Annotated in this window: 20 protein-coding genes and 2 tRNA genes; 9 read left to right on the forward strand and 13 right to left on the reverse strand. The window is 64.8% G+C overall.

From position 1 onward, the window contains the following. Window positions 1-101: 101 nt before the first annotated feature. Entirely contained in the window at window positions 102-1064 is a 963-nt protein-coding gene (locus tag NKH51_RS16905; RefSeq protein WP_254762839.1) for a transcription initiation factor IIB, read from the forward strand. Window positions 1065-1146: 82 nt separating this feature from the next. On the opposite strand, the gene NKH51_RS16910 is transcribed toward NKH51_RS16905, so the two are convergent. After that, a tRNA-Gly gene (locus NKH51_RS16910) sits at window positions 1147-1217 on the reverse strand. A gap of 505 nt (window positions 1218-1722) precedes the next feature. Between NKH51_RS16910 and NKH51_RS16915 the strand changes: the two genes are divergently transcribed. Beyond that, entirely contained in the window at window positions 1723-2517 is a 795-nt protein-coding gene (locus NKH51_RS16915) for an NAD+ synthase (protein WP_254762840.1), read from the forward strand. Window positions 2518-2540: 23 nt separating this feature from the next. Here NKH51_RS16915 and NKH51_RS16920 read toward each other — a convergent pair whose 3' ends face one another. Together NKH51_RS16920 and NKH51_RS16925 are read right to left on the reverse strand one after the other, a co-directional pair. Then, window positions 2541-3062: a GNAT family N-acetyltransferase gene (locus NKH51_RS16920; protein WP_254762841.1), complete on the reverse strand. Its 522-nt coding sequence runs from the start codon at window positions 3060-3062 to the stop codon at window positions 2541-2543. A 66-nt stretch (window positions 3063-3128) separates the two neighbouring features. After that, entirely contained in the window at window positions 3129-3833 is a 705-nt protein-coding gene (locus tag NKH51_RS16925; RefSeq protein WP_254762842.1) for an enoyl-CoA hydratase/isomerase family protein, read from the reverse strand. 60 nt (window positions 3834-3893) lie between these two features. Between NKH51_RS16925 and NKH51_RS16930 the strand changes: the two genes are divergently transcribed. Together NKH51_RS16930 and NKH51_RS16935 are read left to right on the forward strand one after the other, a co-directional pair. Then, the gene (locus NKH51_RS16930; RefSeq protein ID WP_254762843.1) at window positions 3894-4661 is read left to right on the forward strand and encodes a DUF7114 family protein; all 768 of its coding nucleotides are present in this window, start codon (window positions 3894-3896) and stop codon (window positions 4659-4661) included. A gap of 98 nt (window positions 4662-4759) precedes the next feature. Continuing rightward, window positions 4760-4831 (forward strand) — tRNA-Thr (locus tag NKH51_RS16935). A 362-nt stretch (window positions 4832-5193) separates the two neighbouring features. On the opposite strand, the gene NKH51_RS16940 is transcribed toward NKH51_RS16935, so the two are convergent. Next, complete coding sequence (locus NKH51_RS16940; protein ID WP_254762844.1) at window positions 5194-6156, reverse strand: sulfite exporter TauE/SafE family protein; 963 nt, start codon at window positions 6154-6156, stop codon at window positions 5194-5196. 304 nt (window positions 6157-6460) lie between these two features. Here NKH51_RS16940 and NKH51_RS16945 point away from each other — a divergent pair, with 304 nt between their 5' ends. From NKH51_RS16945 to NKH51_RS18955, 3 genes are all read left to right on the forward strand, one after another. Beyond that, a complete protein-coding gene (locus NKH51_RS16945) occupies window positions 6461-6955 on the forward strand; it encodes a DUF411 domain-containing protein (RefSeq protein ID WP_254762845.1) in 495 nt (164 codons plus the stop codon). A 337-nt stretch (window positions 6956-7292) separates the two neighbouring features. Further along, window positions 7293-7976, forward strand: coding sequence for a cupredoxin domain-containing protein (locus NKH51_RS16950; RefSeq protein WP_254762846.1), 684 nt, complete (start codon window positions 7293-7295; stop codon window positions 7974-7976). 103 nt (window positions 7977-8079) lie between these two features. Further along, a complete protein-coding gene (locus NKH51_RS18955; RefSeq protein ID WP_425606676.1) occupies window positions 8080-8187 on the forward strand; it encodes a DUF7563 family protein in 108 nt (35 codons plus the stop codon). Between the two features lie 15 nt (window positions 8188-8202). Here NKH51_RS18955 and NKH51_RS16955 read toward each other — a convergent pair whose 3' ends face one another. The 3 genes from NKH51_RS16955 to NKH51_RS16965 form a co-directional block, all read right to left on the reverse strand. Then, the gene (locus NKH51_RS16955) at window positions 8203-9825 is read right to left on the reverse strand and encodes a preprotein translocase subunit SecD (RefSeq protein ID WP_254762847.1); all 1623 of its coding nucleotides are present in this window, start codon (window positions 9823-9825) and stop codon (window positions 8203-8205) included. Then, window positions 9822-10694 (reverse strand): protein translocase subunit SecF, encoded by an 873-nt coding sequence (gene secF, locus NKH51_RS16960; RefSeq protein WP_254762848.1) that lies wholly within the window; start codon window positions 10692-10694, stop codon window positions 9822-9824. The genes NKH51_RS16955 and secF overlap by 4 nt, the downstream gene beginning before the upstream one ends. A 129-nt stretch (window positions 10695-10823) precedes the next feature. Next, window positions 10824-11297: a DUF5812 family protein gene (locus NKH51_RS16965; protein ID WP_254762849.1), complete on the reverse strand. Its 474-nt coding sequence runs from the start codon at window positions 11295-11297 to the stop codon at window positions 10824-10826. Window positions 11298-11631: 334 nt separating this feature from the next. On the opposite strand from NKH51_RS16965, the gene NKH51_RS16970 reads away from it, so the two are divergent. Both NKH51_RS16970 and NKH51_RS16975 read left to right on the forward strand, forming a co-directional pair. Next, the gene (locus NKH51_RS16970) at window positions 11632-12927 is read left to right on the forward strand and encodes a glucose-6-phosphate isomerase (protein ID WP_254762850.1); all 1296 of its coding nucleotides are present in this window, start codon (window positions 11632-11634) and stop codon (window positions 12925-12927) included. A 102-nt stretch (window positions 12928-13029) separates the two neighbouring features. Then, a complete protein-coding gene (locus NKH51_RS16975) occupies window positions 13030-14163 on the forward strand; it encodes a CPBP family intramembrane glutamic endopeptidase (RefSeq protein WP_254762851.1) in 1134 nt (377 codons plus the stop codon). A gap of 37 nt (window positions 14164-14200) precedes the next feature. Here the strand turns inward: NKH51_RS16975 and NKH51_RS16980 are convergent, their stop codons facing one another. The 6 genes from NKH51_RS16980 to NKH51_RS17005 form a co-directional block, all read right to left on the reverse strand. Beyond that, window positions 14201-14659, reverse strand: a complete 459-nt coding sequence (locus NKH51_RS16980; RefSeq protein WP_254762852.1) for an NOB1 family endonuclease — start codon at window positions 14657-14659, stop codon at window positions 14201-14203. A 4-nt stretch (window positions 14660-14663) separates the two neighbouring features. Then, window positions 14664-14909, reverse strand: coding sequence for a PRC-barrel domain-containing protein (locus NKH51_RS16985; protein WP_254762853.1), 246 nt, complete (start codon window positions 14907-14909; stop codon window positions 14664-14666). A 196-nt stretch (window positions 14910-15105) separates the two neighbouring features. Beyond that, window positions 15106-15288 carry a hypothetical protein gene (locus tag NKH51_RS16990; RefSeq protein WP_254762854.1) on the reverse strand — a complete coding sequence of 61 codons (183 nt, stop codon included), beginning with the start codon at window positions 15286-15288 and terminating at the stop codon, window positions 15106-15108. Window positions 15289-15546: 258 nt separating this feature from the next. Further along, window positions 15547-15945, reverse strand: coding sequence for a helix-turn-helix domain-containing protein (locus NKH51_RS16995; protein WP_254762855.1), 399 nt, complete (start codon window positions 15943-15945; stop codon window positions 15547-15549). Between the two features lie 146 nt (window positions 15946-16091). Further along, the gene (locus NKH51_RS17000; RefSeq protein WP_254762856.1) at window positions 16092-17093 is read right to left on the reverse strand and encodes a sulfite exporter TauE/SafE family protein; all 1002 of its coding nucleotides are present in this window, start codon (window positions 17091-17093) and stop codon (window positions 16092-16094) included. 1 nt (window position 17094) lies between these two features. Continuing rightward, a complete protein-coding gene (locus NKH51_RS17005) occupies window positions 17095-17244 on the reverse strand; it encodes a DUF7512 family protein (protein WP_254762858.1) in 150 nt (49 codons plus the stop codon). Between the last annotated feature and the right edge of the window lie 154 nt (window positions 17245-17398).

The following is a 17398-nucleotide window of genomic DNA, read 5'->3' on the forward strand; positions in this document are numbered from 1 at the left end:
CCCCCTCGTTTCAGTGGTCTCGGCCGCGTCCTTCGCTCGCTTCAAGGCCCCCGCCATTGTGGCGAGCCCTTAAGTCCTTGCACCGTCGTAGTCTACACGATATGGCAAGCCCACCCCGTCAGCGCGAACGTACCCCTGAAACGACCGACGAAACCCAGGAACAACCGCGCGAGCGGGCGTGTGACGAGTGTGAGAGCGGGACGCTCGTCAAGAGCGAAGATCAGGGCGAACTCGTCTGCGACGAGTGTGGGCTGATCGTCGAGGGAACGAACATCGACCACGGGCCGGAGTGGCGCGCGTTCAATCACTCCGAGCGACAGAACAAGTCCCGCGTCGGCGCGCCGACGACCCAGACGATGCACGACAAGGGGTTGACGACATCGATCGACTGGAAGAATCAGGACGCCTACGGCCGCTCGATCTCCTCGGACAAGCGCAGTCAGATGCGCCGCCTGCGCAAGTGGCAAGAGCGCATCCGCACCAAAGACGCCGGCGAGCGAAACCTGCAGTTCGCCCTCTCCGAGACCGACCGGATGGCCTCCTCGCTGGGCATCCCTCGCTCCGTCCGCGAGGTCGCCTGCGTCATCTACCGGCGCGCGTTAGACGAGGACCTCATCCGCGGGCGCTCGATCGAGGGCGTCGCAACCAGCACCCTCTATGCCGCCTGCCGGATGGAGGGCATCCCGCGCTCGCTCGAGGAGGTCGCCGCCGTCTCCCGCGTCGAGCGCAAGGAGATCGGCCGCACGTATCGGTACGTCGCCCAGGAACTCGGCCTCGAGATGGAACCCGTCAACCCCAAGAAGTACGTCCCTCGCTTTTGCTCCGAACTCGAACTCTCCGAGGAAGTCCAGGCGAAAGCCAACGAAATCATCGACACGACGACCGAACAGGGGCTGCTGTCGGGCAAGTCGCCCACGGGCTACGCCGCCGCCGCGATCTACGCCGCTTCGCTGCTCTGTAACGAGAAGAAGACCCAGCGCGAGGTCTCCGACGTCGCGCAGGTGACCGAGGTCACCATCCGGAACCGCTATCAGGAGCAGATCGAAGCGATGGGCATCTACTAGCTTCGCTCGCGCTCTCTTTCACTTCGTTGCGTTTTCACCGACTCCCAGCGGCGTCGCTCTCGAAACTTATCTCTCGTCGCAATGCGCCGGCCGGGAATTGAACCCGGGCCGCGAGCTTGGGAAGCTCGAGTCCTACCACTGGACCACCGGCGCGCACTCACCGCGTTCGTTCGCACCGTCGTTCGCAAATCCATCGGATTTGCTCACCATCGGCGCACTTCGTCACTTCGTTCCTCGCGCGCCGAGGATCGCAGTTCCTTCGGAACTGCTCACCACCGGCGCACTGCGCTCACGTCGACACTCGAGCGTATCCGTCCGGCACACTTCAACGTAGCGCTCTCGAGCGATCCCGTCCCGACGGCGACCGTAAATCCGGCCTCGAGTTGCAATTCCTGCAGACTCTCAGTGCTTATTATGGGTCGTCCGTGGTACCGATAGCTGCGGCGAGACAGACAGTGTCCGGGTTGGGGTAGTGGCTATCCTTCAACCTGTGCAGGTTGAGACGCGCAGTTCGATTCTCGCACCCGGACCTCCCTTCTCTCGATCTTCCCCGGCCGAGCGACGCTATAGCGATCCTCGAGCGGTCGAAAATCGATCATTCGGTCAGCTTTTTCCGTTGGGGGATGCCTATTAGGTCGGGCCGCCTCTAGACGATCACATGATCGACCTTCGTTTTTCGGAGCGAGAACTGAAGCGCCAGCGCGACCACATCACGCAGTTCGTTCGCGAGCAGGTCGATGCTGCCGGGGCCGACGGCGTTGTCCTCGGTCTCTCGGGCGGGATCGACAGCACGCTGACCGGCAATCTCGCCGTCGAGGCGCTCGGCTCCGATGACGTTCACGGGCTCGTCCTGCCGGCGACGGTCAGCAGCGAGGACAACATGAGCGACGCCGAGCGGGTCGCACAGGACCTCGGGATCACCTACGACGTGATCGAAATCAAGCCGATCATCGACTCGCTGCTGTCGGCCTATCCCGAAGCAGAGGGCGACCACGAGGCCGTCGGGAACGCACGCGCCCGCGTTCGGGCGGTCATGAACTATCTGGTCGCCAACCACGAGGGTCGGGTGGTGCTGGGGACGGGCAACCGCAGCGAGGCTGCCGTCGGCTACTTCACGAAGTACGGCGACGGCGCCGTCGACTGTCACCCGATCGGCAACCTCTACAAGGGACAGGTCCGCCAGCTCGCCCGTCACATGGGCGTTCCCGACGATCTGGTCGACAAGACCGCCACCGCAGAGCTGTGGGCCGACCAGACCGACGAAGGCGAACTCGGACTCGACTACGAGACCCTCGACTCCATCCTCGCGACCCACATCGACGGTCCGCTGTCGGTCACCGCGACCGCTCGCCTGCTCGAGGTCGACGAAGCCACCGTCGAGGAAGTCCGCGGCCTCTACGAGCACAGCGAACACAAACGGAACGCGCCGCCGGCACCGGAGCCGCTGGACTAATCGGCGTCGCGGCGCTCGTTTCGTCACTCGTCTTCGAGCAGTCCGTACCAGTACGCGTCCTGATACGCGCCGTCGATGAACTCGACATCGCGGTGGACGCCCTCCTGCGTGAACCCGACTGACTCGAGCAGCCCTCGCGAGGGCTCGTTGAGTTCGAACACGCGGGCCTCGATCCGGTGGAGTCCGAGCTGGTCGAAGCCGTACTCGAGGATCCGTTCGACCGCGTCGGTACCGTAGCCCCGTCGCTGGTGGTCGGGTGCGATCCAGTACCCGAGTTCGCTACGCCCCGCCTCCCAGTCGAACGAGTGGAGCCCCACCGTCCCCACCGGCGTCGAATCGGCGACGATCATGAGGACGACAGTGTCGTCGCCACAGACATCGTTCTCGAAGAACTCGCGTTCCTGTTCGCGGTTCATCGGCCTCGAGCGGCCGATCGCTCGCCAGATCTGCGGGTCGTTGACCTGCTCCTGGAGGAATTCGATGTCTTCCTCCTCGATCGGCCGCAGCGTAACGCGGTCGCCATCGAGAAACACCGGTCCGGGCATACTCGCTCAGTACGTGTCATCGAATAAAGCGTTTCCCCCGCCGTTCGATCGCCGCCGTCTCGCCGCTCACTCGAGCAGCGCGTCGATATCGTCGACGTGGGCCGCCACCAGATCGGCGAAGGCTTCGGCCTCGCGTCGCTCCTTAGTCACGCGTTCGCCGTCGTCCCTGATTCGGCGCTTGAGGGCTGCGAGCGCGTCGTCGGCGTTGTCCGCAATCTCCTCGGCGACCGCCCGCGGCTCGTCTTCGAGTCGCGAAATGAGTCCCATCCGCAGCGCCTCCTCGGCGTCGATCGACCGCCCCGAGAGGGCGAACTCGAGGGCGTCGCCCTCGCCCAGTACGCGGGGCAGGCGGACCGTGCCGCCCCAAGCACCGAACAGGCCGAAGCTGACCCCCGGCTCGCCGTAGGTCGATCCGGGCGTCCCGACGCGAACGTCACAGGCCAACGCGAGCTCGAGGCCGCCGCCGCGGGCCGGGCCGTCGATCCCCGCGACGACGACCGCGGGTGAGTCCTCGATCGTTCGGGCGACGCGCTGGCCCAGGCGCGCGAACTCCGCGGCGCGGTCGCGGTCCCCCTCGAGCGCCGCCACCTCGTTGAGATCCGCGCCTGCACAGAAGGCCGGCCCGCGTCCGCGGAGGTAGATCACGGGCTCGTCGGCGTCGTCGATGGCCGCCTCGAGGGCCTCGAGCCCGTCGACGGTGAGCGCGTTGCGCGCCTCGGGGCGGTCTATCGTGACGGTGCGAACCGTGCCGTTCGTGTCAACGTCGATCATGGCAGCAGTCGACCGGGCGTTTCCAAAGGTCTTTGGCTCCCCCGTCGTAACCCCCCGCTAATGGAGAAGGCCGACAGTTGTCGGCGCGCCGCCGCCGAGGCCGTCGCGGACGTCGAACCACCGCAGCTACACGATTACATCGAATCCGTTCTCGACCGGGCGTCGATGGTCCCCGGCACGCTCGCCATCGAGAGCGCCGCGGCGATGGCGGCCGACGGACACCTCGAGAACGTCTCACGGCCGACCGACGCCGTCGAGGACGATCGCGAGTCCGTCTCCGGCGACGACCCCCACGGTTCCGAGCCCGACAGCGTCGTCACCCACGCGGCCGGCGTCCAACTCATCTACGAAGGACTGCGGCTCACCCGCTCGCTCGCACACGACGAACCCTGGCTGGGCAGCGAGGCCGACGCCAGCGACGGCGACCTCGCGATTCTCGCCGCCGATATCCTCGTCGCCCGGGGGTTCTACCTGCTCGCTCGCACGGACGCTGCCGGCAAAGCCGTCCGAACCGTCCAGTCGTTCGGCCGCGACCAGACCCGCCGGACCGACCGCGAATCCACCGCCCTCGCCGACGACGCCGACCCCGCGGCGCTCGATGCCAACCTCGAGCGCGACGTGCTCGAACTCGCCGTCCTCACCGGTGCCGTCGCCGTCGGCGAAACGCCCTCGCCGCGCCTGCTCGCCGTCGCCGAGGACCTGGCCGATCTCGTCGGCGCCTCGTTTCCCCCGGCGGCGGAGTGTCTCGGCGACCTCGACGCGCGGGCCCGCGACCGCTCGCTCGAGGAGGGGCCGACCGATCGAGCGACGTCGGCGACCGATCCCTGACCGACGGTTCGACCGCGGGACGGGACCGAGACAACTCGGCGCACGGCCCGACCGAATCGAAACCCATAAAGACGACTCCGGTCAACGAACGAGTGCGCGCCTGGGTAGCTTAGCGGTAAAGCGCGTCCTTGGTAAGGACGAGAGCCCGGGTTCAAATCCCGGCCTAGGCTTTCTGCGTTTCGGTTCCATCGTAGGCTTACAAAGAACGATACCGGCAGCACCGTCTCTATCTCTCGGCTCATCTGCGATAGTGGCGGTCTGTCGGGAGGTGAGCGCGGACGCGATTGGTCGAGACCGCACCCCACGAATTCGCGGCTCACTTCCTCTTCGGCGAGTACGGTCACGATCCGGTCTTCGCGTGCGACAGTCGGATCAAGGCGTGGCGACGGGTGGCAACACGCCGAGTTCGAATTCGAGGGCGAGCCGGGGGACGCAACCTGATACCACCACACGGCAACTCTCGGCCCACGGCGGCTGTGAACATTCCCGTCACACGAGCTACCGAAAGAGCCGATGACTGGCAAGGGGTCGATCATCCAGCTGAATCGCGGTAGATGGTGCGTCCTCCCCGGTAGACGACGAGCGTAGCCACGACGAGTGCGGTCCCGAAGAGGAGCGTAATGCTGAGGTCGTGGAGGACCTGAATCCCGTAGGCGTGACTGATCGTCTTGCTCGCTACCGCGACGCTGTCTAGGAGTAACACTATCGCGAAGTACCCCATCAGTGCCTGCTCGTCAACGAGGTCGGTGAGACGCGAGCCAACGTAGGATCCGAAGACGCTTCCACCGAGTAGCGGGAGTACGACCGAGAAATGGACGGCGTCTCGTTGAAAATAGCGAGCGGATCCGAACGCGCTTGACCCGGCGATCTGGAAGATATCGGTGCCGACTGCGACCGATTTCGAGATACCGATCCCGTAGATGAGGCTCGGAACCATCAGAAATCCACCGCCCACCCCGAGAAAGCCGGAGAGCATACCGATGCCGACACCGACGCCCAAGACGAGCCAGACTGAGACGCGCACGTCCGACCGGAGGCTGATTCGAGGAGGCAATCGACCGAGGGCGTATCGTTTGAACACAGGGACAGCGCGTCGTTCGACGGCATCGACGGCTCGGTCTCGACGAACTCGACGGAGGATGAGTACGCCGCCCACCGCCAGCAGGACGACGTAGGTGATGCTGATGACGATGTCCGCGAGGCCTTCAGCGGCGAGCCAGAAGAGCGCTCGCCTCCCGGCCTCAATACCGGTTGCCATCCCGAGAATGAGGAGCGTCCCGAGTGTGTAATCGATGTGTCCGGCAGACCGGTGGGTGACAGCCGCGGCGATGGATGTCCCGAAGACGAACACGAGACCAGAGCCCACAGCAGCTTCGGCAGGATGACCGAGTACGAGGAGCGCCGGCGTAACGAAGAAGCTCCCGCCCAGTCCGAAGAACCCGAAGAGAATGCCCACCAGGAACCCGAAACCCACGAAGAACAGTGCCTCTATCATGGGAGTCATCGTTCGTCACTGATCCTCCTCGTAATTCGAGGAGGGATTCCTGACCGGGTTTCGCAAGCACGCGGAAGTCTACGATAGAACCGTTGAGAGACGCCTACCATCGTCGCTTCGAGTACGGTGTGTACGCGCAAAAGGCTACGGTGTACTCGATTCTCCACCGGTGGATATGCTCTAACTTATAATTTCTAATGATAATGTACTTGTAAACCGGCGTTCACCGCCGTGCTCGAGTCCGTTCCCAATACGCAGGAATAGTCGACGTACGGTAGATCCCTGCTGGCGAAGTGAGGGGTATATGACACGGGACGTGACGCGACGAGGACTCCTCCGGGCCGGCGGGGCGACAGCCACGCTCGGGATCGCCGGCTGCCTGGGATCACCGAGCGAAGACCAGAGGCCCGTCGATGGGACGCTGTCAGTGACGAGTGCCCAGCAATTCAGTTCGCCGGGCTGTAGCTGCTGCAGTCAGTACGCGTCGTACCTGCGGGAGTACCTCGACACGACGCACAGGGAAACGGAGGTCGAGGACGTGACTGCCCTCAAGCATCGACACGACATTCCCGCGGAACTACGGAGCTGTCACACGCTCGTTCTCGACGAGTACGTCGTCGAAGGACACGTCCCCGTGGGGGTGATCGCGACGATGCTCGAGGAAGAGCCGGCGATCGACGGTATCGCGTTGCCCGGGATGCCGGCCGGGTCGCCGGGAATGGGTGGAACGAAGTCCGGTTCGTTCACCGTGTACGTACTCGGCGACGGGAAGACGGGCGAAGTGTACGGCGAAATATAGGGCGCGGTTCGAGTGACCGACCGGTCGGATTCGCTGGGACGGCCGCCGACGGTCCGACCGAGGAGCAGACAGCTCCTCCATGACCCTGGATACGTGATCGCGTCCGTTCTCTTCCTCGGCGCAAATACGCCGTTCCTCGAGTCCGAGTAGCACCGTCGTCCCGGGGGCCGTCTGCCCGTGCGGGCTCGACCCGCCCCGCCCCGACTCCCGAGGACGGGTCTTATGCGCTAGCTAAGACGGTTCTCGAGGCCGTACTGTTCTAAACGGCGGATAAGAAAATCGGCCGGTCGGCATCGCTCGAGTGAGGATGACGAACGACCAACCGTCTCGACGAACGATGCTCGGAATCGCAAGCGGTGCGATCGCAGTCGGACTCGCGGGCTGTGTGGGTGGCCAAAGCGAGGACGACGAGCACGACGATACCGGCAGCCACAGCCACGATGCGGACGACGCCCCCACCGAATCGAGCCAGAACGAGTCCCACGGCGGCAACGAGAGCCACGGTCACGACGCGACACTCGAGGGGCCGTCGGAAACGGCCGAGGTGGCGATGGCGTCGACCGACTCGGGCCAGCACTTCGACCCGCACGTCGTCTGGGTCGAGACGGGCGGGTCCGTCACGTGGACCAACGAGAGCGGCAGTCACTCGACGACTGCTTACCACGCCGACAACGGCGAACCGCACCTCGCTCCCGACGGGGCGACGGCGTGGGACAGCGGCGTGCTCTCGGAACAGGGTGGCACGTTCGAGCACACGTTCGACACCGAGGGCGTGTACCACTACTACTGTACGCCCCACGAGACGTCGGGGATGATCGGCAGCGTCATCGTCGGCGAGCCCGATCCGAACGGGCAGCCCGCGCTGGCGGACCCGCCGTCGGATAAGCCGGACGCCGTCCGGCAGAAGCTAACGTCATTGAACGACCGCGTCACGAGCGCGCTCGGCGGCGACACTGGGAGCGATGACGGCGGCGATCGGGCCGGCGACAGCGACGGGCACGGCGACCACGGTGGGCACTGAGCGCCGCCGTCTCGTCGGTCGGTCTCGCTCGAGTCCCCGGGGGGCTGCGATCGCAGGGCGATCGTTCTTGTCGATTTGAATGATACGTATGCGAGTGATTGCGATGCCGGTCTGCACGTCCTGTGAGAACCACGTGTCGTACGATTTCGCAGACGCCCACGGCGACGGCGAGCGCGTCGACTGGTGTCCGCGCTGTCGAAACGGGAAGTGAAGCGGTCGAACGACGTTAGCGGTCGGTCAGCAGCCGCCGCAGGATGTCGCCGTAGGCGGGTCGGGTGACGAGGACCCCGATGAAAACGCCGAGGATGGTGATGATGGCGAACCCGCGGAGATCGCCGAGGCTCAACACGGCCAGCGGCGAGAGGGCGACGACGGTCGTCGCGGCGGCGCCGCCGATGACCCAGAACGCCTTGCGGAATCGCGACTGGAAGACGCGGACGGAGCTGACGTCACCCTCGTCCATCACCTCGTCGGCGATGATCACGAGGTCGTCGACCCCGGTCCCGACGACGGCGATGAACCCGGCGACGTGGGAGAGATCCAGCGGCATGCGTATCACCGCGGCGAAGCCGAGCAGGATCACCACCTCGGCCATCGCGGTGAGGATCATCGGCAGGGCGACGCGGGTGTCCGTATAGCGGGTGTAGACGACGCCGCTGACGGTGACAACGGAGAGCAGGCCGATCAGCAGCGAGTACTGCTTGAACTGCTCGGCGTGGGAGGCCTCGATCGAGTAGATCTGGCTCTCCTCGAAGTCCAGCGGCGCGCGCAGGCTGCCGGCCCGGAGGTTGACCGAGAGCGACTGGGCGTCCTGCTGGCTCTGTGCGCCCATCTGGAACGTCGGATCTTCGGCCCAATCGCCGCTTCGCATCGGATTGGCCAGCGTCTGCCCCATGCTGTGGGCGTCGACGACCTCGCCGTCGACGACCGTCAGCAGACAGTACTGTTGTCCCTCGTGGTCGAAGCTGATCGTCTCGCCGTCGCCGCGGAGGTTACACCGACCGATCCCGTCGCCGGTGAATCCGAGGTCGTTCATCTGCTGCTGGAACTGCGGCGCAGCCTGGTCGTTGACCTGAACGGGAACCACGTACCCCGTTCCTCGTTCGGGCTGTTCCGGCGGATCCACCGTAGCGATGTCCTCGCCGGTCAGCACAGTCGTGTTCGTCTGATTCCCGCTCTCGTTGGGGTAGTAAGCGACGACCTCGACGACCCCGCGCTCGGAGAGCAGATTGCGGAGTTCGTCGGCACCCATGTTCGGAACCTCGACGACGATGTAGTGGTCGTCGTTCACCGTCGAGGCCTCGTAGACCGTGCCGCCGGAGAGTCCGGCCGCGTTGATCTTCGTCTGGATCGTCTCGATCATCTGATCGCGCGTTGCCTGGGTGACGCCGGGGCGGATGTCGTCCTCTGAAGCATCGACATCCGCGGCTTGCAGCGCCGCGGCGAACTCGGCTTTGCTCACGTCGCCCGTGAACACCTCCGCGGTGACGGTGCCGTCGTCTTGCACGTCGACGCTGGCGTTGCCCGTCTCGAGGCCGAGTTCTTGGTACAGCGTCGACTCGATCTCGTCGAGGCGCTGTTGTTCTTGTTGGCTGATCTGGTTGTCCTCGGTGATTCCCGGCGCGATGTTTTCGGCGGTCATGCCGGTGACGGGGACCCTGATCCGGGTGCCGCCGTCGAGGCTGAGGCCGAACTCGAGGTTGGTCGGGCCGCGCTCGACGCTGTCGGCGGCGAGGCTGTCGTCGGCCATGATCCCGCCGGGGACGAACAGCGCGACGGCGGAAAAGGCGACGAACAGGGCGAGTAGGAGGACCCGCCAGTTGCCTTTGATCGCCTCGATCGGGCTCATGAGCGGATCCCCTCGAACTTGTACCAGCGAAGCAGGCTCAGGTTCAACATGTAGGTGTTCATCAGGTCGGCCGCGAGGCCGACGAAGAGGATGATCCCGATCGACGCCAGCAGATCGATGCCGAAGAGAAACGCCGTGACGCCCATGACGAGCATGGCGGCCATCGACGTGACCGTCATCGTGACACCGGTGCGCATCGCGCGGTGGGTGCTCTCGTAGAAGTCACCGCTGCGTCGTAGGACGTGGTTGTTCAGCAGGATGTCCGAGTCGACGGAGTACCCGATCAGCATCAACAGCCCGGCGACCGTCCCCAGCGAGAGCGGAATGCCGACCAGCCGCATGAACGCGAGCGGGATCATCAGGTCTGAAAACGCCGAGATGACGATCGCGATCGACGGGACGAACGTCCGGAAGAGCAGGAATGCGACGGCGCTCATCCCGACGAACGCGACGACGAGGCCGATCAGGGCCGTCTGCTGGCTCTGCTGGCCGAAACTCGCTGACGTCGACGACGTCAGTTGGACGATATCGGCGTTCCCGTCCTGCGCGAGGTTCTGTTCGGCCTGCTCTCGCAGATCCTGCGCGTCGGTCGAGGAGAACCGGACGATGTACTCGTTACCGCCCGCTCCGGTCACCGACTCGGGCTGTTCGTCGAACGCCGCCGAAATCTCCGACTGCGGCGTCGTCGTCTGCACGGTCAACTCGGTCCCCCCGGCGAAGTCCATCCCCAGCGGAACCGGCGTCCCATACGCGAGAAACGAACCGCTCAGGACGAGCAGCGCCACCGCGAGAACCGCGAGCGGAACCGCCGCCAGCTGGCGGTTACTGTACCGGGTGTAATCGATCTCCGGTACGTTGAAATACGCCATATACCGGACACTTGTAGCCGCCCGAAGTAAGCCTTCTCCATTTCGACCGCCTCTCGAGCCCGCTCGCCGGCCCGTCAGAATCGCGAGTCTCCCTGGCGGATCGGTTCGACCCGCGGCGGGGATGACGCCTCAGTCCGGCAGATAGCGGACGCTCAACACGCCGTCGTTGGCCGAGCGCCGGACCTCCACGCGGACCGCCTCGAGCCGGGCCGCCCGCGCGATCGTTTCCTCGTCCTCGAGAACGTCTTGCGCTGCGGGTTCCACCTCTCCGTCGGGGACGCGAAAGACGTGAATCTCGCCGGTGCCAGCCCGTTCTTCCCGAACGAGGTCGCCGACCTCGGCGTCGGCCGCCAGTTCCCGTTCCTGTTGGGTCGGCTCGAGGTCGCTATCGACCAGTTCGATCGAGCGCCGCTCCTCGACGTCGATCACCTCCCAGGCGACTTCCAGGGGCGGTTCCGGCGCGACGGTCGCCTCGAGGACGTCGTGGACCTCGAGGCCGGGGTTCGACGCGAGGGTGTGGACCTGTGCGGTCTCGACGTCGCGGACGACGGCCGATTCGTCTTCGGCGTGCGTGACGACGAACGTGCCCGTCTTGTCGGTCATGGGCGCTCGTAGGCGGGGGACCGGTTTCCGGGTTTCGGCTTTCGATTGCCGTGCGACCGGTTGCTGCCGGAGCCGCCGATCGTCGCACTACTACGAACACGGCGAAAGCCCCTTCCGCTGTCGACTCCCGGGACTCGCTGTGGTCCTCGCCTCACTTCGTTCGGCTGCGGTCCTTGCGTCGTCCGGGTTCGCCGACAGCGGAAGCCCCTTTCAGTCCCACCCCGGCGCTGGGCAGTTGGGGTGCCGATACGCGGCGGTTTGACGGCGCTGTCGGATTCAGGTTCGGCCGATACAGTCAGGAACGCCTTTAGCCCAGGCGGGCGCGTGCTGAGGTATGAACGTTGACATCGGAAACGCGCTAGCTTCGGTCGCCTCGCCGGGTGTCTCGAGGGAGTCACTCGAGCGCTTGGACGCGCAGGTAGCCGACGCCCACGAGCGCATCGAGCGCGGCATGGCGAACGGAGAACACGGCTACGAGGCGTTGAACCTCCCCGAGCGCACCGATCCGGACGCGATCCGGGAAACGGTCGAGCCGGTCGAAGACGCCGACGCGCTCATTACGATCGGGATCGGCGGTAGTTCGCTCGGCGCGGCGACGATCGTCGAGGCGCTCGAGTCCGACACGGAGACCGTCTTTCTGGACAACGTCGACCCCGAGTGGGTCACGCGCCACCTCGAGCGTCTCCCCCTGGAAAACGCGGCGATCAACGTCGTCTCGCGGTCGGGGACGACGGCGGAGACGCTGGCGAACTTCCTCGTCGTCCGCGAGGCGTTCGAGTCGGCCGGCGTCGACTGGACCGAGCGGACGATCGTCACGACCGGCGAATCGGGTCCGCTGCGCGAACTGGCTGACCGCCACGACCTGCCCTCGCTCAAGGTGCCCGACGGAGTGCCGGGCCGCTTCTCGGCGCTGTCGGCGGTCGGCATGGTCGCCGCCGCGGTCTGCGGGCACGATCTCGAGGCGCTGCTCGAGGGCGCGGCCGCCGAAGCCGAGACCCTGTCGGGTTCGCTGTTCGACTGTCCGGCCTACGCCTACGGCGCGACGACCTACGCGTTAGACCAGCGGGGTGCGGGGGTCAACGCGATGATGCCCTACGCGGAGTCGCTCGAGACCTCGGCGGAGTGGTTCGCCCAGCTGTGGGCCGAGAGCCTCGGCAAGGACGACCTCGGCCAGACGCCGGTGCGGGCGCTGGGCGTCACCGATCAGCACTCGCAACTGCAGCTCTACCGGGCCGGCCCGCGGGACAAGCTCGTCACCTTCGTCACGCCGCGAGGCGGTGGCGATCGGGACATTCCGGCCACCGACGTCGAGGAACTGGCGTACCTCGGCGATTCGTCGCTGGGGACACTGCTCGAGGCCGAGTTCGAGGCGACGGAGGCCAGCCTCGCCGCCGCCGGGCGGCCGAACGTCCGCGTCGAGATAGCGCGCGTCGACGAGTACGAACTCGGCGGGCTGTTGTACGGGATGGAAGCCGCCTGCGTGCTCGCGGGCGAACTCTACGGCGTGAACACCTTCGAGCAGCCGGCCGTCGAGTGGGCGAAGAAGGCGACCCGTGGGCTGCTGGGCGGCGGCGAGTTCGAGGAGGCCGAGGCGGTCGCCGAGAAGACCGAGCTTCGGGTCGAACGCTAGCACTCGAGCCGACCGCCGCGCTCCGCTCGCGTCGTCGGGCCGGGTCCGTTCGGCGTCGTCCGGTTGCGGTGCGCCTATGGGTCCTCGCACGAACACGCACGTATGACCGAGACTGCACGGGCCGACGACGCCGGCTCTATCGCGGCCGATGTGATTCCCGGGATCGGGACCGCCCTCGCGGGCATCACGATGGTCGCGATGCTCGTTCCCGTACGCCGCGGCGTCGACGACCCGATCGTCTGGGCGGGGGCCGCCTTCGCCGTCGCGGCCGTCCTCGCCTTTCTGGCCCGTCGTCACGCCGACGTCGGGCGCCGCGTCATCGCACCGATCGCCGCCGTCTCGAGCGTCGCAGTCGTCTTGCTCGCCGGCTACGCCCTGAATCAGGGCGTCATGGCGTCGACCGCTCTCCCGGCGGTTCCGGTGTCGATACCGATCGTCTTCGTCGCGTTCCTGACGGCGGGACTCACCGCCGGTATTAGCGTCGCGGACTACTACGATATCGGGCTCGCCGGCCTCAAACGCCGGAGCAACCAGACGCTCAGCCTGTCGATCGTTGGGCTCGCAGGACTTCTCGCGCCCCTGTTCGTGGGCGCAATCCTCTACTTGCTCGCCCTTCCGTTCATCGAGACGCTCCCGGAGATCGAGCGGGTCGTCGCCGAACAACTCATCAACCAGGTGGGCGTCATCGTCGGTACGGCGCTGGTCGTCGGTGCCTTCCTCCGGACGACGGACCGCGATCTGTCCTACATCGACGTTCGGTGGCCGACGCTCCGAGAACTCGGCTGGATCGTCGGCGGGGTGATCGTTCTCTTCGGCACCCTTTATGCGATCTCGCTGCTCATGCAGTCGACTGGCGTCGAGAGCGCGGAGCACGCGACGACTCAGGACGCTGCAGAGACCCCCGAACTGATGTTGCTGCTTGCTCCGATCGCTATCTTGGTTATCGGCCCGTTCGAGGAGTTGCTGTATCGGAACGTGATCCAGAAATCGCTATACGAGACGTTCTCGCGGTTCGGTGCCGTCGCCGTCTCGAGTGTCATTTTCGCGGGGGTCCACGCGCTCGCGTACGCGACCGCCGGCCTCGGCGCGGTGATCGCCAGTCTCGGCACCGTCTTCGGGCTCTCGATCGTTCTCGGTGTGATCTACGAGCGCACGGACAATCTGGTCATTCCGGCGCTAGTCCACGGCGTCTACAACGCGTTGACGTTCGCGAACCTCTATTTCATCTACAGCTGACCCGTCTCGCCCGCGAAAACCAGTCGTCAGATTGCCGCTACGAGGGGTTCTTCCGGGCCAGCGCCGACCCGCAGATCGGACACCGATCTTTCTCCTCGTCGAACTCGCGGCCACAGCCCTGACACTGGAACAGCCAGTGGCGCTGTTCGTCGATCCCGTCGCGGGCGATCACTTCGACCTCGACGTTCAGTTTCTCCGCGACGTTTTGCATCGCGTAGTCGTCGGTCACGAGGACACCGTCGAGTTCGAAACTCGCAGCCACGAGACGAACGTCGGTGTTCGAGAGCACCTCGAGGTCGCCGGATTCCTTGGCGGCGCGCTGTACCTTCTCGGTGGTATCCTCGTTCGGAATGTGGATGTGCATCCCGGAGCCCTCCATCGCGTCGTAGCGATAGGCGCTCTCGTCCTCGAGTTCTTCGCGGACGAGCGGGATAGTCGCTGTCTGTTCTGTCGTGTGGAAGTCGTGGATAAAAGCCGAGGAGTCGAGAACGTACATACCGTTAGCGCTGGACGACGATGTAGTCTTTCACCGCTTGGACGCGGTTGACGGGAACGAGAAAGCGGCCCGCGTCGTCGCTGTCGAAGTCGACGGCGCGCCGAGAGAGTTCTTCGTCGGGTTCGATGACGAGATCGTGGAGCGCGCCGGATTTGAGATCCATCGTGATGTTGTAGAGCAGTCCGAGCTCGGTGCCGTCAGACCCCATGACGGACTTCCCCGAGAGGTTTTCAGCGAGTATATCGCTCATGTATGCCCGTACTTACTAATCGGTATTAAAGACCACGGGGACCGGCCGAAACCCGACGGAATCCGTCCCTCGCCGCCGAGTCGCCGATCGAACCGAATACCGCGATCCGCACACGAGCGGGAGAACCGAACGGATGCACCGCGGCCGCCAGCGGCGGCGATAGGCGGTGCTCGACTTGCGGCCGGCTGCGACCGAGTCACTCGAGGACGGTCTCCCTCACCGGCGCAGCCATCTCGGTCACCAGCGACCCCCACCGCCGTGCCGGGGTGTCGATGTCTCGAGCAGACCGACTCTCGCCTCGGCTGACGACGCGATCGACCGGCGATGGTCGGCTCTCGCACTCGAGTTCGTCTGCGATCTCGATCGACGAATCTGCCATGATATTGTATAATATTCCCGCTATAGAGCAATATAAATACTGCTCTTACTGTGGTCGCCACCATATCTGTGAGGGCGATCGCATCGTTCTCGAGGGTAAAAGGACGGAATCACAGTCGATTACATCACCGGGGCTGCGTCGATATACACCGATTCTGTCACAGATTGAGGAAACATTCTCTGCTATCTGCGAGGAGGCCATGATGAAAGCGGCTTCGCTACGGGAGGAGACAAGAGAGCAGCGTCGTACCGTGAGAAATTAGCCTTCGACCGGCGTCGTCTCGGCCTGTTCGTATTTGGTTTCGAACTCCTGGATGAGTTGGCCCATCTTCGCGTACCAGTCGTTTAGCATCCGCTGCATGTCCTTTGCGATCTGGGACGGGTCGGTCGGGTAGTAAACGTGGTAGTAGCCGCCCTGATCGTAGTTGATCTGGTCTTTCTGAATGAAGCCGGTCTGCAGGAGCCGCTGGACGGATCGGTACGCGGTCGAGCGCTCTCGATCGACGGTTTCGGCGATCTCGTCGACGGTTACCGGTTCTTCTGCGTCGACGAGGGCTCGAAAACACTCCTCGTCGAGCTGTTTGAGACCGTGGAAGCAGTTGAGGAGGCTTTCGCACTGCATGTCTTGCTGGAGTTGTTCGGACATCGAATCCGGCATTGGAATCAACGTTAGATAGGGGCTGAGACGGTAAAAGACTTGTGTAGATATTGCACAATTCTACTCGCCATTTCCCGATCCCGGCGATACGAAGATTCCATTCACGGGCAGAAACGGAAGACGAGACTCGACGGGCTCCTCGAGGATTACGTCGTAGTCAACCGGCAGAGTGGCCCAGTCCCGTCGGACCGAAGTTGACAGAAGGCAGCGAGAACGATGGCACCACTGACGAGTACCGTTGCACCGATGATGAGTGCGATACTCACCGTACTGAGCGCGTCCATCCCGTACGCGTTTCCGAGTTCCTTCGTCGCGACCGCGACGCTCCCCGCGAGAAGCATCGTCGCGAAGTAGCCCTTGATATCGTCCTCGTCGACGATCTGTGTCGCGCCGGCACCGATCCGGGCACCGAGTGCGCTCCCGAAGAGGAGCGACCCGACGACGGGCAGTGCGACCGCGCCGGACCGCGCGTAGACGAACGCGCCGAACGCTCCGGAGATAGTGATCTGGAGGATGTCCGTACCGACGGCGATGGCGGCGGGAACGCCGAGGCCGTACATCATCGCGGGCATCAACAGGAACCCGCCACCGACGCCGAGGAATCCGGATAGGACGCCGACGACGAACCCGATGGCGAAGATGACGGTCGCGGACACGCGGACGTCACCGCGCAGCGTGACCATTGGGGGGATCCGAAGCGATTGGACCCGTTCTGCGAGGTCCATGCCGTTCGCGTCGGCGGTGTCGCCGCTCGTCCACGCGTCACGCAGGGTAAACAGGCCGACGACGCCGAGGAGGCCGACGTAGGCGACGCTGATAATGAGGTCGGCCCGTCCGGTCGCGTCGAGGAAGAAGACGACACGCTTCCCGCCCTCGATACCGACGGTCATGGCCGCCGTCATGATCGCCGCGAGTTTGTAGTCCACCTGTCCGTGTTCGCGGTGGCGGAGTGCTCCGATAACGCTCGTTCCGAACACGAACGCTAACCCGCTCCCGACGGCGACTCTGGACGGGTACCCAATGACGAGCAGTGCGGGTGTGACGAGGAACGAGCCGCCCATTCCGAAGAATCCAAACAGGATGCCGATGAGCAGACCGAACCCGACGAACAGCACGACCAGTACGAGGCTGAGTCCGAGTACCTCCATCTTACTCGTGTTTGATTCTGTCGACCATTCGGTGCCCGACCGACTGCTCGAGCGCGCCGTACCCGACGTACAGTGCGATAGCTTCGACGAACACCGTTCCGACGAGCCCGACCGCGTCAGCGATAGCGGCAATATTTTCTGCCCCGATCATCGGATCTCACTACCGGGTGTGTATAATCGTGGGTGCATGATGATGTCCTCTTCGGCAGGCCGTAATCCGGAGACGGTATTAATGGTTTTGGATCCACCATACAATATTGGTGCGGCGGATTACACGGCTATCCCACCCAAATATCTGCATACGT

Source organism: Natrinema marinum (assembly GCF_024296685.1).
Lineage (GTDB): Archaea > Halobacteriota > Halobacteria > Halobacteriales > Natrialbaceae > Natrinema > Natrinema marinum.

Bases quoted from the DNA above. Each gene is read 5' to 3' on its own strand.
- NKH51_RS16905 (WP_254762839.1), top strand. From the start codon at position 102: ATGGCAAGCCCACCCCGTCAGCGCGAACGTACCCCTGAAACGACCGAC.
- NKH51_RS16915 (WP_254762840.1), top strand. From the start codon at position 1,723: ATGATCGACCTTCGTTTTTCGGAGCGAGAACTGAAGCGCCAGCGCGAC.
- NKH51_RS16920 (WP_254762841.1), bottom strand. From the start codon at position 3,062: ATGCCCGGACCGGTGTTTCTCGATGGCGACCGCGTTACGCTGCGGCCG.
- NKH51_RS16925 (WP_254762842.1), bottom strand. From the start codon at position 3,833: ATGATCGACGTTGACACGAACGGCACGGTTCGCACCGTCACGATAGAC.
- NKH51_RS16930 (WP_254762843.1), top strand. From the start codon at position 3,894: ATGGAGAAGGCCGACAGTTGTCGGCGCGCCGCCGCCGAGGCCGTCGCG.
- NKH51_RS16940 (WP_254762844.1), bottom strand. From the start codon at position 6,156: ATGATAGAGGCACTGTTCTTCGTGGGTTTCGGGTTCCTGGTGGGCATT.
- NKH51_RS16945 (WP_254762845.1), top strand. From the start codon at position 6,461: ATGACACGGGACGTGACGCGACGAGGACTCCTCCGGGCCGGCGGGGCG.
- NKH51_RS16950 (WP_254762846.1), top strand. From the start codon at position 7,293: ATGCTCGGAATCGCAAGCGGTGCGATCGCAGTCGGACTCGCGGGCTGT.
- NKH51_RS18955 (WP_425606676.1), top strand. From the start codon at position 8,080: ATGCCGGTCTGCACGTCCTGTGAGAACCACGTGTCGTACGATTTCGCA.
- NKH51_RS16955 (WP_254762847.1), bottom strand. From the start codon at position 9,825: ATGAGCCCGATCGAGGCGATCAAAGGCAACTGGCGGGTCCTCCTACTC.
- secF (WP_254762848.1), bottom strand. From the start codon at position 10,694: ATGGCGTATTTCAACGTACCGGAGATCGATTACACCCGGTACAGTAAC.
- NKH51_RS16965 (WP_254762849.1), bottom strand. From the start codon at position 11,297: ATGACCGACAAGACGGGCACGTTCGTCGTCACGCACGCCGAAGACGAA.
- NKH51_RS16970 (WP_254762850.1), top strand. From the start codon at position 11,632: ATGAACGTTGACATCGGAAACGCGCTAGCTTCGGTCGCCTCGCCGGGT.
- NKH51_RS16975 (WP_254762851.1), top strand. From the start codon at position 13,030: ATGACCGAGACTGCACGGGCCGACGACGCCGGCTCTATCGCGGCCGAT.
- NKH51_RS16980 (WP_254762852.1), bottom strand. From the start codon at position 14,659: ATGTACGTTCTCGACTCCTCGGCTTTTATCCACGACTTCCACACGACA.
- NKH51_RS16985 (WP_254762853.1), bottom strand. From the start codon at position 14,909: ATGAGCGATATACTCGCTGAAAACCTCTCGGGGAAGTCCGTCATGGGG.
- NKH51_RS16990 (WP_254762854.1), bottom strand. From the start codon at position 15,288: ATGGCAGATTCGTCGATCGAGATCGCAGACGAACTCGAGTGCGAGAGC.
- NKH51_RS16995 (WP_254762855.1), bottom strand. From the start codon at position 15,945: ATGCCGGATTCGATGTCCGAACAACTCCAGCAAGACATGCAGTGCGAA.
- NKH51_RS17000 (WP_254762856.1), bottom strand. From the start codon at position 17,093: ATGGAGGTACTCGGACTCAGCCTCGTACTGGTCGTGCTGTTCGTCGGG.
- NKH51_RS17005 (WP_254762858.1), bottom strand. From the start codon at position 17,244: ATGATCGGGGCAGAAAATATTGCCGCTATCGCTGACGCGGTCGGGCTC.